Source organism: Allobosea sp. Tri-44 (assembly GCF_004123845.1).
Lineage (GTDB): Bacteria > Pseudomonadota > Alphaproteobacteria > Rhizobiales > Beijerinckiaceae > Allobosea.
Genome location: NZ_NBDP01000003.1, coordinates 472,349 through 486,049, shown reverse-complemented (window position 1 = coordinate 486,049; position 13,701 = coordinate 472,349). Strand labels below are relative to the sequence as shown.

Here is a 13,701-nt window from a genome sequence, read left to right as displayed (position 1 = left end):
GCTGCAAAGCCTGCGACGGACGGGTGGGTGAGTTGAGGCGAGTTGCATGGCTTTTGGTTGCGTTGGTTCCCGGCGCGGGCGCTGGCTCGCGTTCATCGGGCTGGTGAGCGTTGCTGCCGTTGCGCTGACTGCGACGGTCTCGCCCGCAGAGGCGGCCCGCAAGAAGCGGCGCCATGTCTCGGGCGGCTACGCCCCGCCCTATGCGGCGATGGTCGTCGACGCCAAGACCGGCCGCACCCTCCACGCCGTCAACGAGGATGCGCCGCGCATCCCGGCCTCGCTCACCAAGGTGATGACGCTCTACATGCTGTTCGAGCAGATGGAGCGCGGCCGCTTCACCATGAATTCCGAGCTCAAGGTCTCGGCCTATGCCGCCTCGCAGCCGCCGACCAAGCTCGGCCTGCGCGCCGGCTCGACCATCGAGGTCGAGGACGCGATCAAGAGCATGATCACCCTGTCGGCCAACGATTCCTCCGTCGTGGTCGCCGAGGCGATCGCCGGCTCGGAAGACGCCTTCGCCGAGCAGATGACGCGCAAGGCGCGCTCGCTGGGCATGGACTCGACCCGCTTCTACAATCCGCACGGCCTGCCGAACTCGCCGCCGAACATCACCACGGCACGCGACCTGACCATCCTGGCGCGGGCTATCCAGGAGCGCTTCCCGCGGTACTTCCCGCTCTTCCAGATGCGGTCTTTCCAGTACGGCTCCCGCACCGTCCGCGGGCACAACCGCCTGCTCGGCCGCATCGAGGGCGTCGACGGCATCAAGACCGGCTACACCCGCGCTTCCGGCTTCAACCTGATGACGTCGGCTAAGACCGAGGGTCGCCAGATCGTCTCGATCGTGCTCGGCGGCCGCTCCGGCGCCTCGCGCGACAAGATCATGGCCGACCTCGTCCTCGCCAGCCTGCCACGCGCCAGCACCGGCGGCCGCAGCGCCCCGATGATCGCCGAGGCTCCCGAACCGCAGCAGGAGCGCTTCCGGGCGCCGGCTCCGGCCCCCGTTCCCGAGCCGCCGGCTCGCCCGGCTGTCATCGCCCAGGCGCCTGAGCCTGCCCCGGCCCCCGCGCCGATCCCGGTGCCGCGTCCGCGCGCCGAGCCGGAAGTGCCGGCCGCCGCCCGCGCCTATGCCGCAACGACGACGACCGCGCAGATCGCTCCGCCGCGCGCTCTCAGCGGCAGCGCCCAGGCGCTCGCGCTCTCCAATATGCGCCCGGTCGCGGCGACCACGACGCCATCGGCGATGCGCTGGTCGATCGGCGCCCCGCCGGCCGAGGGCAAGGTCCTGCGTCCGCCGGCGAATGTCGACGTCACCTCTTCGATCGCCAAGCTGGCCGAGCCCGCGGACAAGGACGAGGTCCAGGCCATGCCGAAGAAGCATGAAGCCCGCCTGCCCGAGCCGGCACCGGCACCGATGAAGGTCGCGCAGGTCGCCGCCAAGGCGCCTGAAGCCAAGGCCCCCGAGAGCAAGCCGGCTGAGAAGGCCGTCATCGCCTCGAAATGGCTGATCCAGCTCGGCGCCACCGACGACGAGGCCAAGGCCAAGGACATCCTGGCCCGGGCCCGCGCCAAGGCCTCGGGCTCGCTCGCCGACGCGTCCGGCTTCACCGAGAAGGTCGAGAAGGGTGGTGCCACCCTGTTCCGCGCCCGCTTCGCCGGCTTCGAGGAGTCCAAGGATGCCGAGAAGGCCTGCGCCCAGCTCAAGCGCGGCGGCTTCGCCTGCTTCGCGACCCGCAGCTGACCGGTCGGGAAAGGAGATCAGCCATGCTTTTTCAGCAAGGTATCCTTGGCCTGGTTGACCCGAACGGCAAGCCCGCTGGTGCCGCCGGCATCCGGATGGATGCGCTTCATCAGCCCCCGATGGGCATCGCGGATCGCCTCCTGGCTCGCCCCCGGCTGAAGCCCCAGGATCTCGTAGGCCTCCTCGTCCGTCATCGCGCCCGTGCGCGCCGGGCCGCGCTGCCCCGCGTCGCGGTGACCATCAGCGTCTTCACGCCAGCCGGGCGCCCGGCGGTCGAGATATGCCTCTAGCAGGCGCGCGCCGTCCGGATCTCCGGCGAGGCATTCGCGCAGCAGCACGCTGAGCTCGGCGGGCTTGAGATCGTCGAGGTCGCGGCCGGCGAAGGTACCGGCCAGAACCTTGCCCCTGATACCGCCGCTGTCATGGTCGAGCTCCATTTCGAGCAGCGCCGATGCGACCTTGGAACGGCCAGCCGAGCCACCGGCCCCGCCCCAATCCCTCGCCCATTCCGGCATCTTGAGCCCGCCCGGGCCGTAGGCGCTCCAGCCGAGCAGCCAGGCTCCGAGCCCGCCGAGGAAGATCGCCATGTCGGCCCGGCCGCGCAGCATCAGCAGCGCCGCGACGCCGAGCGAGAGCGTACCACCGACGACCTTGCCGAACCTGACCAGCTTCTTCGGATCGGCTCCGGCGAAGAACTTGGCCACCCACCAGATCAGGATCAGCGTGGCGACACCATAAAGCAGCATCACGGCTTGCGGCCCTCCATTGCCGTGAGCAGTCTCTGCGCCGCCGTGCTTTGGCCGGCGAGCCTCAAAAGCGCCTCGCGCCCACCGCTGGCATAGGCTGCCGCGCTGCGTAGCAGCTCGAGCAGCGAATTCGGCGCATTGACGTCGAAGCCAGCATGAGCGCCGCCGGTCAGACGCGCGATCTCGGAGAAGGCGGCGCTGGCGTCAGGATCGGAGCCCTCCTGGAAGACGAAGCCCTTGATGCCCCGCAGGCCGAGTTCGCCGGCGAGCGCGCAGAGCCGGTCGACATTCTCCTCCATCGCATCGCCGACATAGACGAAGGCGCGGATCGGCACCTTGCGTTGCTCATCCCGGATGTGCGCGAGAACGCGAGAAATCTGCGTCTGCCCGCCGCGGCAGTCGATCCGGTTCATCAGCCCGGTCAGGCGCTGCGGCTCGCCGAGCCAGCCCGAGGCGCGGCATTCATCGAAGCCGCGGAAATAGACGAGTTGCACCGCGAGCCCGCCCGTCCTGGCGGCGACCTCGAACATCTGGCCCTGCAGCGAGCAGGCGAGATCCCAGCTCGGCTGCCGGCTCATCGTCGCATCGAGCGCGAAGACGAGCCGCCCGGCCTGCCCGGTTGCGAGCGGCGCGAGCTGCTTCGCCGCAGCGACGAAACGGTCGATCTCACCGGGCTTCGAGCGCGCAGCGCTCTCCGCCGGACGCGTTTCGCCCGCCTTGCCCACCGCCTTGCCGTCTTCGCGCGTCATGCCGTCCGCCGGGATTCGCTCATGCCAGAGATATTGGCCGCGCCGCCGGCATTTGCTACCCGTCGAGCGGGTTGGAGGAGCGCTATGTCACAGGTCGCGGTTTTCGAGACGGTCAAGGCGATGCGCGAGGCCGTCGCCGCCTGGCGCGCCGCCGGCGAGAAGGTCGCGCTGGTGCCGACCATGGGCGCGCTGCACGAGGGCCATATCGCACTGGTGACCGAAGCGCAGAAGCACGCCCGCCGCGTCATCGTCTCGATCTTCGTCAACCCGACGCAGTTTGCCCCGCATGAGGACTTCAAGAAATATCCGCGCACCTTCGACAGCGACCGCGCCCAGCTCGAAGCAGTCAGCGCCGATGCGATCTTCTTTCCCTCCGTCGAGGAGATGTATCCACCCGGCTTCGCCAGCCGCGTGCTGCTGCTCGGCCCGGCCGCCGTCGGCCTGGACGATCGCTTCCGCCCGACGCATTTCGAAGGCGTCGCAACAGTTTGCTGCAAGCTCTTCACGCAGAGCCAAGCCGATTTCGCCGTCTTCGGCGAGAAAGACTACCAGCAGCTCAAGGTGGTGACGCGGATGGCGCGCGACCTCGATCTCGGCGTCAAGATCGTGCCGCTCGCGACCTTCCGCGAGGCAGACGGCCTCGCAATGTCCTCGCGCAACCGCTACCTCTCAACCGAGGAGCGCGCGCTCGCTCCAACCCTGCATAAAGTCATGCAGAGCCTCGCCGCCCGCATCCGCAACGACGATCCGCTGTTCCAGGCAGTCGCGGAGGCGCAGACCGAGATCATCACTGCGGGCTTCGAGCTCGATTATCTCGAAGCCCGCCATGCCGACACGCTGGCGCCCGTGACCTCCCGCGCCGATGGCCCGATCAGGCTGCTGATCGCGGCTCGGATCGGCGGGACGCGGCTGATCGACAATATCGGGGTGTAGGCCGCGCAAATGGCTCGGATGCGATCCACGCCAGCCCTGCTCAGGTTCTTGCAGAGCACGATTCTGGCTGCAGTGCTCGGCTTCGGGTCAGCGAGCTCCACCTATGCACTGGCAGCGCTGATTCGTATCGACAAGCCTCTGCCAAACGACCTGAAAGATCGCGTCACCGAGCTTCTGAAAAGAGTTCGCCCAGCCGATTGGGAACAGGCGGTAGCGGGGAGCAAGGTCGCCTGGCACGCCTCCTGGAGCAACACCGTGCTTCTTCGGGTCGAAGCGGGATGTTTCGAGCGGCAATGCATGACACTCGTCGGGCGCCTGACGGATCAGGCGATCAATCTCGAGCTGACGATATTGGCTGACGACACCGTCTCGATGCATGACGTGTTCAATCATTTCTGGGGCATCGAGTCGTCACCGCCCTGGATTTTCAAGACCGGCGGGAACACAGGGCTGGTCGCAATCCAACGCGACCAAGGGTGGCTTCTAACAGCTTGCAGTGAATGCACCGATTGGGGCGACTGGCGAACCACGATAATCGAGCCGCCGCTATCAAAATCGCCTGCACCGCCAGAGCTGACCTTTGGAGAGTTCTCACAGAAGCTGAAAGAAATGACGCGGTGACAGGCGCCGAGCCGACCTGCAGCGGGTACTCGCCGCAGTCTGAACGGAAAGCGGATATTCGCTCTCCGTGCTACCGCAGCCCTATTTCAGCGATGCTTGGCTCGCATACGGGCGAGAAAAGCTGTGTTATCGAACCGCTGAGGCTCACCGGATTTCTCGCCGGCGATCAGTGCCTCCCGCAATATCTCGATCCTGACTTCGCGCACCATCGACGACCGCAGTCTCAAGCGACCGGCGTCATTGGTTCGGCGACGGCAGTCTTTCCTCACAACAGCCCCAGTTCCGCCAGCTCGCGCCGCATCTGCTCGGGCATGACGCCAAGATCGCCGCCGCGCTCGGAGATGTCGCGCGGCGCGTCCTTGTCCTGCAGATAGCGCCAGCCCTGGAACGGGCGGAACGGGCGAGGCTCGACCGGCACCACCACCGGCTCCATCACCAGATGGCAGCGGCCGATGCCCTCGGCGTCGGTGAAGGGGCGGATGTCAATCAGGCGCTGCCGCGCCGAAACCTGGCCCTTGATCACCCAGTAGAGCGAGCCGCCGGTGACGATCTCCTCAACCCGCTTCGGCACCATCCGGGTGGTGTGCAATTGCTCCGCCGGCTCGCCGCGGGCACGGCGCAGCGCCTGCCGCTCGGCGATCCACTCTTCGAGGTCGCTGATCGATTCGGCGCCGACGCAGAGCTTGAGGATATGGAGCGGCATGGCGGGCAACCTAATCCTCAGACGCGCCCCTCGCCAGAGCCTGCGGCCTTTCTCCACAACCGCGCTGCGCCGGGGTGGCCAGCATAAGCGCGATCATGACGGCGCCGCTCCTACAGGCTAGTAAGGCCACCGATCCGAACGGAGGCACGATATGCGCGGACTGCAAGGCAAGGCCATTCTCGTCACCGGCTCCTCGACCGGCATCGGCTACGCCATGGCCGAACGCCTGATCGCCGAGGGCGCCAAGGTGCTGATCCACGGCCGCGAGCAGAACGAGATCGACACTGCCTGCCGCAAGCTCGGTCCCGCGACCGCCGGCGCGACCGGCGACCTCGCCGAGCCGGCGACGGCCCAGGCGCTGGTCGATGCGACGCGAAAAGCCTTCGGCCGCATCGACGGCCTCGTCAACAATGCCGGCATCTATCCGCGCGGCGTGCTGGCTGAGACCACCGCCGCCTTCTTCGACCACGTGATCGCGATCAACACCCGCGCGCCGTTGCTCTGCGCCGAGGCGGCGATCCGCGCCTTCCGCTTGCAGAAATCCGGCGGCTCGATCCTGACCGTCGGCTCGATCAACGCTTGGTGCGGCAATTCCAACCTCACCGTCTATTCGATGTCGAAGGGCGCGCTGATGACGATGACGCGCAACCTCGCCAACACGCTCGGGCGCGAGCATATCCGGGTCAACCAGCTCAATGTCGGCTGGACCTTCACCGCCAATGAGGACTTAACGCAGCAGCGCGAGGGCAAGAAGCCGGGCTGGGAAAAGGAGGTACCACTCGAATTCGCGCCCTTCGGCCAGATCATGCAGCCGGCCGAGATCGCCGCCCACACCGCCTTCTGGCTCTCGGAGGAAAGCGGCCATGTCTCAGGCCAGATCTACGAGGTCGAGCAGTTTCCGCTGATGGGCCGCGGCCGCGCCGCCGATTGACCTCTGATCGTCATTGCGAGGAGCGCAGCGACGAAGCAATCCAGAACAGCCCGCGCAATCCCCCTGGATTGCTTCGCGGAGCCTGTACTCGGGCTTGCTGAAGGCAAGACCCGGGTACTCGCAATGACGGAATTGACGACCGACGATGCCGACCGCTGCCTTTTCGCCCTGGCTGATCCGCTGGAATCTTGAAGCCGCCGGCGAGCCGATCAGGACGCATGCCAGCCAGCTTTTGCCGGTCCTGCATGACGGCCAGCCGGCCATGCTGAAGCTGCCCGAGGTCGAGGACGAGCGGCGCGGCTACCTGCCGCTCGAGTACTGGGCCGGTAACGGCGCCGCCCGCCTGCTCGCCCGCAGCGAGCATGGCGAGGCGATGCTGATCGAGCGCGCCACTGGCGCGCGTTCGCTCGCGGCCATGGCCCGCAGCGGCTCAGCAGGCGACGATGAGGCGACTGCTATCCTCTGCGACGCCATCGCCGCCTTGCAGAAGCCGCGTGGCCCCGCTCCGTCCGGGCTGATCCCGTTGGAGACCTGGTTCAAGGACCTCTTCCCAATGGCGCAGGAGCGTGGCGGCATCCTCGCTCGCTCGGCCGCGGCGGCAACCGAGTTGCTGGCGGCGCAGCGCGAGATCGTGCCGCTGCATGCCGACCTGCACCATGACAATGTCCTGGATTTCGAGGCCAAAGGCTGGCTCGCCATCGACCCGAAATCGGTGATCGGCGACCGCGCCTTCGAATACACGATCCTGTTCTGCGATCCCGATCTCGCCGACCCCGAGCCGCCGGTCGCGACAGTGCCCGGCTGTTTCGAGCGCCGGCTGGGGATCGTGTTGGCAAAGTCCGGGTTGGAGCGCGAGCGGCTGCTGAAATGGATCCTGGCCTGGTGCGGGCTCTCCGCCGCCTGGGTCTTCGGGGACGATGACGATCCGGCGATCGAGCTCGTCATCGCCGAGCGCGCGAGGGTCGCTCTCGACGCACTCTGACCGTCACGGCGACCGAGGTGCTTGCATCCAGGCGCTGAAGCGATCCGGCAAGACATTCGCCCCGCAGATCACCGTGGCCACGCGCTTGCCGCGATAACGCTCGGGATCTTCCAGCATCGCGGCGATGCCAAGCGCCGCCGAAGGCTCGGTGACGAGGGCGGCATGCCGATAGAGCAGCCGCATGCCCTCGACGATGCCGGCCTCCTCGACCAGCGGAACATGGTCGGCGACGGCGAGCAGGTCGGCGAGGACCTCCGGAATGGGAAACCGCCCGGCGACACCATCGGCGATGGTGTCGGTGCGCTCGGTGGTCACGACCGATCGGGCGCGCCAGGATAGTGCCAGGGCCGGTGCGCCCTTGGGCTGGATGCAGACGATCTCCGTCGCTGGCGCCAGGGTCTTGAAGACATGCCCGACGCCAGTGGCCAGCGCGCCGCCGCCGAGCGCGAGCAGGACCGTATCGACGCGATCGAAGCCCTCGACGAGTTCGAGGCCGATTGTGCCCGCGCCCTCGCAGGTGTCGAGATTCTCGCTGTCCTCGATCAGGAACCCCTCGCCGCGAGCCGCGATCTCGCGGGCGCGTTCACGGGCATCTTCGATATCGCCTTCGACCAGCTCGACCGCCCCGCCGAGCCGGCGAATGCGCTCGATCTTCGCGGCATTGGCGCCTTTGCCTGCGATCACCATGATGTCGATGCCGCGTGCCCGGCCGCTATAGGCGAGCGCCTGCCCGAGATTGCCGGCGCTGGCGCAGACCGCGACTTTAGGACCGGAGCTTCTGGCGAGGCGCGCCATCGCGACCTCGGTCCCGCGCCCTTTGAAACACCCGACCGGGTTGGCGGTTTCGAGCTTGATGACGAGCTCGCAGCCCAGCAACGCGCCGAGAGTAGGCGCGAGGAACTGCGGCGTGTCGCGAAACACTGGTGAAATCTCTCGTCGCGCCTCTCGGATGCGATCAAGGTCGAGCCTGGTGTTTGGCTGCATGGGACAAGCCTTCGGCGGGATGGTAGGAACACGGCGTGCGTTTTAGCGCACAGGCAGCCTGTGCGCAATAACGCACAAGATGGAGAGTGCCTGCCATGAAGCCAGTCGGCCCCGTCGATACGCCGAAGCTGCTCAAGTCGATCCGGAGCGAGCGCGGCTGGAGCCTCGATCAGACCGCGGCGCGCACCGGCGTCAGCAAGGCGATGCTCGGCCAGATCGAGCGCGGCGAATCCACGCCGACTATCGCGACACTGTGGAAGATCGCCACCGGCCTGGGCGTGCCCATGACGGCATTGCTGGAGGCCGATCGCGGCGACGGCGATGTCCTGCTTTTGCGCGACGCCGCCGAGCTCCGCGTGCGCCCGTCGCAGGAGGGCATGCAGCGGGCTCTCGTCTTTCCGTACGAAGCGCGGTTCGGCTTCGAGCTCTACGAGCTCACCTTCGCACCCGGCTTCGAGAGCATTTCGGAGCCGCACGATACCGGCGTCGTCGAGCACATCACCGTCCAGCACGGCGAGGTCGAATTGCTGATCGAGGAGGAGTGGCGGCCGCTCAGGCAGGGGCAATCGCTGCGGTTTCCCGCCGACCGCCGGCACGGCTACCGCAACCGCACGCGCGAGGAGGCCGTGGTCATGGACCTGATCCACTACCGCTTCGCGCCGAGCCCGAAGGCCTGAAGCATTCGAGAAGAGCTGCCTCCAGGGCCGCCCGGCTCACTCCCCCAGCACCACCACCTTCGCGCCCTCGGCCACCTGCGCGCCCGGTTCGGCGCCGAGTTCGGTGACGGTGCCGTCGCGCGGGGCGGTCAGCACATGCTCCATTTTCATCGCTTCGACGATGGCGAGGCGCTGGCCCTTTACCACCGCCTCACCGGCCGTGACGAAGAGCGCGATCAGCTTGCCGTGCATCGGCGCCTTGATCACGCCGCCAGCGCCGGCGACTGCATTGAGATCGACACTGAATGGATCGAACAGCGCGACGGAGGTCTGCCGGCCGCGATGCAGCGCGAGATAGGTTCCGGCCTCGGCCTTGGCCAAAGTCACCTCATGCTCGCCTTCGGGCAGCGGATGGCCCGGCAGCGAGACGCGCGCATCATCGCCATTCCACTCGATCTTCGCCTCGATCCGCTCACCATCGACCAGCAGCGGCAGGCCGAGCGCCGGGCGCGGCATCAGCGAGAAGGCATCGGCGTCGAGCCAGGGCGACTTGGCTTCATCGCCGGTCCGCTCGATAGCGAGGTCGAGCGCCGCCACCTGGCGCTCCTCTTCCAACTGCAGCGCGGCCGCCGCGACCGCCGCCGCATCGAGCGGCTGCGGCTCGGCCCCGAGCGCTTCGATATTGCGCTCGATGAAGCCGGTGTCGAACGGCCCCTTCCGGAAGCCCTCTGCTTCGGCGAGCTTCTTCAGGAAAGCGAGGTTGGTGCGGGGCCCGGCGACGATGGTCTCGCCGAGCGCGAAAGCGAGATGGTCGAGCGCCTCGTCGCGGGTGCGACCATGCGCGATCACCTTGGCGATCATCGGATCGTAATAGGGCGTTACCGTATCGCCGGCCTCGACGCCGGTGTCGATGCGGATGTCCTCGCTCTGCGGGAATTGCAGCGCCCAGAGCTTGCCGGTCGAGGGCAGGAAGCCCTTCTCCGGGTCCTCGGCATAGAGCCGCGCCTCGACGGCATGCCCCTCCGCCCGCACATCTTCCTGCGCGAAGCCGAGCGGCTCGCCGGCGGCGACCTTGAGCTGGAGCTCGACCAGATCGAGCCCGGTGATCGCCTCGGTGACGGGATGCTCGACCTGGAGACGGGTGTTCATCTCCATGAAATAGAACCGGTCGGCCCTGAGGCCGTCGCGCCCGTCGGCGATGAACTCGACCGTGCCGGCGCCGACATAGCCGACCGCCTTGGCGGCTTCCGTCGCCGCCTTGCCCATGGCGGCGCGCACCTCCGGCGTCATGCCTGGCGCCGGTGCCTCCTCGATCACCTTCTGGTGGCGGCGCTGCAGCGAGCAGTCGCGCTCATAGAGGTGGACGACATTGCCATGGCTGTCGCCGAATACCTGGATCTCGACATGGCGCGGCGAGAGCACGTATTTCTCGACCAGCACCCGCGCATCGCCGAAGGCGTTCTTGCCCTCGCGCTGGGCGCTGGCGAGCGCATCGGCGAAATCCTCGGGCCGGTCGACCTTCTTCATGCCCTTGCCGCCGCCGCCGGCGACCGCCTTGATCAGCACGGGATAGCCGATGCGCCCGGCCTCCTTGGCCAGGAAACCGACATCCTGCTCGGCGCCGTGATAGCCCGGCACCACCGGGACATTGGCCTTCTCGACCAATGCCTTGGCGGCGTCCTTCAGGCCCATGGCCCGGATCGCCGAAGCCGGCGGCCCGACGAAGACGATGCCGGCCGCCGCGCAGGCATCGGCGAAATCGGCATTCTCCGAGAGGAAGCCGTAGCCCGGATGGATGCAGGCCGCGCCAGCCTGCTTCGCCACGGCGAGGATCTTGTCCGCATCGAGATAGCTTTCGCGCGCCGGCGCCGGGCCGATCCGATAGGCCTCGTCCGCCATCTCGACGAACAGCGCCTCGGCATCGGCGTCCGAATAGACGGCAATGGTGCGCAGGCCGAGACGCTTGGCGGTGCGGATCACCCGGCAGGCGATCTCGCCGCGATTGGCGATCAGGATGGAGGGCAGTTTGGCGGCAATCGACATACAAGCTTCCTCGGGGACATCCTCGAACCGATGCCCCGTTATAGCCCAGCCGAAGCCCTTGTCTGCGCCTTGTTGCGCAGGGTGCGGATGGGCGCTTGCACCTTCCTCGTCATTCCGGGACTTCGCACAGCGAAGGGCCCGGAACCCAGAACCGATGCCCTGTCCCAGAAGGGCAGCCTACCTTCGCTCCAATGACAACCGACATCGGTTCTGGGTTCCGGGCTCAGCCCTGCGGGCTGCCCCGGAATGACGGCGTGGTTCCGCGCCTCAATCCAGCAGTCGCAACCGCCGCCCGAACTTCAACGTCACCGTCGTACCGGCGATCAGCCCGAGCCCGAAGACCCAGCCGGAAACCGCGCCGGCCGAGATGCCCGAGAGCAGCGTCCCAACCGTGCAGCCGAGCCCGAACACCGTGCCCCAGCCGAGCAATGTCCCGCCGATCAATCCGCGCAGGACATGCCCGCCGCTTGGCCGCCGCGGCTTGAACTCTCCCGCAGCCAGCGCAGCGGCAAAGGCGGCCGCGACGAGCCCAGCGACGAAGAGCCCGTTCGGCGTCAGCAGCGTCTCGCGGATCAGGGTGGCGCAGCCGCGGAAGCTGTCGAGCCCTTCAAGCCGCGCCGGCAGCCAGTCGAGCCCGGTCGCGAGCTGGCGTGAGCGCGAGCCGAGCTCGGCGGTGACACCAAGCGGTGAGAGGCGGAGGTAGGCGGCAACGCCGATCAGCCCGACGAAGAGCCCCCCTAACCAGGTCGGCCAACGGCGCAGGAAGATCGCGGCGACCGGATCGACCGGCATGTTATCCGCAGGCTCGTGCTCGCCCGGCCGACCCGTCCGCAGCAGCCACCAGGCCGCAGCGCCGAGAACGACGAGTCCCGCCAGCAGCGCACCGCCATAGCCGAGCTGGCGCGGCAGGAAGAGTACGGGCGAATCCGAAATCGTCAGGAGATAGAGCTCGTTCCAACTCAGGAAGCCAAGGATGAAGCCGAGGCCGGCGCCGATCAGCGCGACGGGTGAGGTCGGCGAGCCCTCGCCCAGCCGGTAGAGATGCGCGCTGATGCAGGAGCCGGAGATCGCCATGCCGGCGCCGAAGGCGAGACCCGCCAGCAGCAGCGCCGGACCGACCGGGCCGATATGCGCCGTCGGCGGCAAGCGCGTGCCGGAGGGATCGGGCAGCCAGGCGCCATAGATCAGCGTGTAGCCGGCGAGCCCGACCGCAAGCGCCGTGAGGATGCCGAGCAGGCCGCGCGGATCGCGCCGGTCGAGCCAGTCCTTCCAGATGCAGAAGAAGCAGAAGCGCGCGCGCTGCAGCACGAAGCCGAAAGCCGCGCCCAGGATCAGCGAGAGCTGGAGCTGCGGCGCCGGATCGCCATGGCGCCCGACGAGGTAGATCGAGACTGCGATCGCGCTGGCGACGACTGCCGCCGCGATGAAGCGCAAGGGCGGCAGCCTGATCGGCTCCGCCCCCGCCTGCCGGCGCGCCAGCTCATAGTCCAGCGCGCCGCTATCGTCGGAAATGCTCATTCAGGTTGACTTGCAGTCTTACTTGCCGCCCCAGACCGTGCCGGCCGGGTTCGCGATCGGCAGGCCGACAACATTGCCGTACTCGGTCCAGGAGCCGTCATAATTGGCGGCCTGGTAGCCGAGCACGCGCGAGAGGATGAACCAGGTGTGGCTCGAGCGCTCGCCGATACGGCAGGAGGTGATCACCGGCTTGCTGCCGTCGATCCCGACCTCGGCATAGAGCTTCTTCAGCTCCTCCGGCGACTTCAGCGTGCCGTCGGCCTGGTTGACCGCGCGCGCCCACGGCACGTTGACCGAGCCCGGGATATGACCGGCACGCAGCGCCAGCTCCTGGAAGCCGGCCGGCGCGATGATCTTGCCGGAGAACTCGTCCGGCGAACGGATGTCGAGGACGCGCGCCTCGGACTTCTTCTCGACGGTGGCGACGACGTCGGTGAGGCGGGCGCGCAGCGCCTTGTTGGGCTCGCCGACGCTGAAGCTGGACGCCTTGACCGGCACCGGATTGGTCGCGACCGGGCGCTTCTCCAGCTCCCATTTCTTGCGGCCGCCATCCAGCAATTTCACGTTGTCGCGCAGCCCGTAGATGTCGAACACCCAGGCACCCCAGGCGGCGAACCAGTTGTTGTTGTCGCCGTAGAGGACGACGGTCACATCCTTGTCGACGCCGAGCTTGCGGGCCAGCGCCTGGAACTTCTCCGGGCCGGCGATATCGCGCGAGACGGTTTCAACGAGATCGGTATGCCAGGCGATGTTCTGCGCGCCGGGGATGTGGCCGCGCTCATAGATGCCGGGCTCGACACTGACCTCGACGATCCTGACCTTGGGATCGCTGAGGTTCTTCTCCAGCCACTCGGTCGAGACCAGCGGGCCGGACTGGGCCAGCGCCGCGCCGCCGAGCGCAAGGCTCGCGGCCAGCACGGCCGCACCGCGACGGATGAGGGAGAGGACGGACATTCTGGCGCTCCTTGGCGCCGAAGGGCCGGGATATCGGCACCGTTCGGCATGAATTGCAGGGGTTGCCATGATTTCGCCACAGCCTCTGCAGGAGAAGCCGGACAGGATTTTTTTGTTCGCGCGTAGCGCAGAACAAGCCA

Annotated in this window: 14 protein-coding genes; 6 read left to right on the top strand and 8 right to left on the bottom strand. The window is 67.7% G+C overall.

Annotation, left to right across the window (positions count from 1 at the left end; translation table 11 throughout):
* Positions 1–46: 46 nt before the first annotated feature.
* Complete coding sequence (locus tag B6S44_RS02435; RefSeq protein ID WP_129155162.1) at positions 47–1,741, top strand: serine hydrolase; 1,695 nt, start codon at positions 47–49, stop codon at positions 1,739–1,741.
* 17 nt (positions 1,742–1,758) lie between these two features.
* Here B6S44_RS02435 and B6S44_RS02430 read toward each other — a convergent pair whose 3' ends face one another.
* On the bottom strand, positions 1,759–2,487 hold the full coding sequence (locus tag B6S44_RS02430) for a DnaJ domain-containing protein (protein WP_129155567.1): 729 nt from the start codon (positions 2,485–2,487) through the stop codon (positions 1,759–1,761).
* Complete coding sequence (locus B6S44_RS02425; protein ID WP_248309397.1) at positions 2,487–3,236, bottom strand: VWA domain-containing protein; 750 nt, start codon at positions 3,234–3,236, stop codon at positions 2,487–2,489. Before B6S44_RS02425 ends, B6S44_RS02430 begins: the two co-directional genes overlap by 1 nt.
* An 84-nt stretch (positions 3,237–3,320) precedes the next feature.
* Between B6S44_RS02425 and panC the strand changes: the two genes are divergently transcribed.
* On the top strand, positions 3,321–4,169 hold the full coding sequence (panC, locus tag B6S44_RS02420) for a pantoate--beta-alanine ligase (RefSeq protein ID WP_129155161.1): 849 nt from the start codon (positions 3,321–3,323) through the stop codon (positions 4,167–4,169).
* A 48-nt stretch (positions 4,170–4,217) separates the two neighbouring features.
* On the top strand, positions 4,218–4,790 hold the full coding sequence (locus tag B6S44_RS02415) for a hypothetical protein (RefSeq protein ID WP_129155160.1): 573 nt from the start codon (positions 4,218–4,220) through the stop codon (positions 4,788–4,790).
* Positions 4,791–4,876: 86 nt separating this feature from the next.
* On the opposite strand, the gene B6S44_RS02410 is transcribed toward B6S44_RS02415, so the two are convergent.
* Both B6S44_RS02410 and B6S44_RS02405 read right to left on the bottom strand, forming a co-directional pair.
* Entirely contained in the window at positions 4,877–4,999 is a 123-nt protein-coding gene (locus tag B6S44_RS02410; RefSeq protein WP_129155159.1) for a type II toxin-antitoxin system ParD family antitoxin, read from the bottom strand.
* 56 nt (positions 5,000–5,055) lie between these two features.
* Complete coding sequence (locus tag B6S44_RS02405; protein ID WP_129155158.1) at positions 5,056–5,493, bottom strand: DUF1489 family protein; 438 nt, start codon at positions 5,491–5,493, stop codon at positions 5,056–5,058.
* Positions 5,494–5,644: 151 nt separating this feature from the next.
* Here B6S44_RS02405 and B6S44_RS02400 point away from each other — a divergent pair, with 151 nt between their 5' ends.
* Together B6S44_RS02400 and B6S44_RS02395 are read left to right on the top strand one after the other, a co-directional pair.
* The gene (locus B6S44_RS02400; protein WP_129155157.1) at positions 5,645–6,424 is read left to right on the top strand and encodes an SDR family NAD(P)-dependent oxidoreductase; all 780 of its coding nucleotides are present in this window, start codon (positions 5,645–5,647) and stop codon (positions 6,422–6,424) included.
* A 145-nt stretch (positions 6,425–6,569) separates the two neighbouring features.
* Positions 6,570–7,406, top strand: coding sequence for an aminoglycoside phosphotransferase family protein (locus B6S44_RS02395; RefSeq protein WP_129155156.1), 837 nt, complete (start codon positions 6,570–6,572; stop codon positions 7,404–7,406).
* A gap of 3 nt (positions 7,407–7,409) precedes the next feature.
* Here B6S44_RS02395 and B6S44_RS02390 read toward each other — a convergent pair whose 3' ends face one another.
* Positions 7,410–8,327, bottom strand: a complete 918-nt coding sequence (locus B6S44_RS02390; RefSeq protein WP_248309396.1) for a threonine ammonia-lyase — start codon at positions 8,325–8,327, stop codon at positions 7,410–7,412.
* 158 nt (positions 8,328–8,485) lie between these two features.
* Here B6S44_RS02390 and B6S44_RS02385 point away from each other — a divergent pair, with 158 nt between their 5' ends.
* Positions 8,486–9,067 (top strand): helix-turn-helix domain-containing protein, encoded by a 582-nt coding sequence (locus B6S44_RS02385; RefSeq protein ID WP_129155154.1) that lies wholly within the window; start codon positions 8,486–8,488, stop codon positions 9,065–9,067.
* A gap of 36 nt (positions 9,068–9,103) precedes the next feature.
* Here B6S44_RS02385 and B6S44_RS02380 read toward each other — a convergent pair whose 3' ends face one another.
* The 3 genes from B6S44_RS02380 to B6S44_RS02370 form a co-directional block, all read right to left on the bottom strand.
* Complete coding sequence (locus B6S44_RS02380) at positions 9,104–11,089, bottom strand: acetyl/propionyl/methylcrotonyl-CoA carboxylase subunit alpha (protein WP_129155153.1); 1,986 nt, start codon at positions 11,087–11,089, stop codon at positions 9,104–9,106.
* A gap of 267 nt (positions 11,090–11,356) precedes the next feature.
* Positions 11,357–12,607, bottom strand: coding sequence for a YeeE/YedE family protein (locus B6S44_RS02375; protein WP_129155152.1), 1,251 nt, complete (start codon positions 12,605–12,607; stop codon positions 11,357–11,359).
* An 18-nt stretch (positions 12,608–12,625) separates the two neighbouring features.
* Complete coding sequence (locus tag B6S44_RS02370; protein ID WP_129155151.1) at positions 12,626–13,561, bottom strand: sulfurtransferase; 936 nt, start codon at positions 13,559–13,561, stop codon at positions 12,626–12,628.
* Positions 13,562–13,701: the final 140 nt, after the last annotated feature.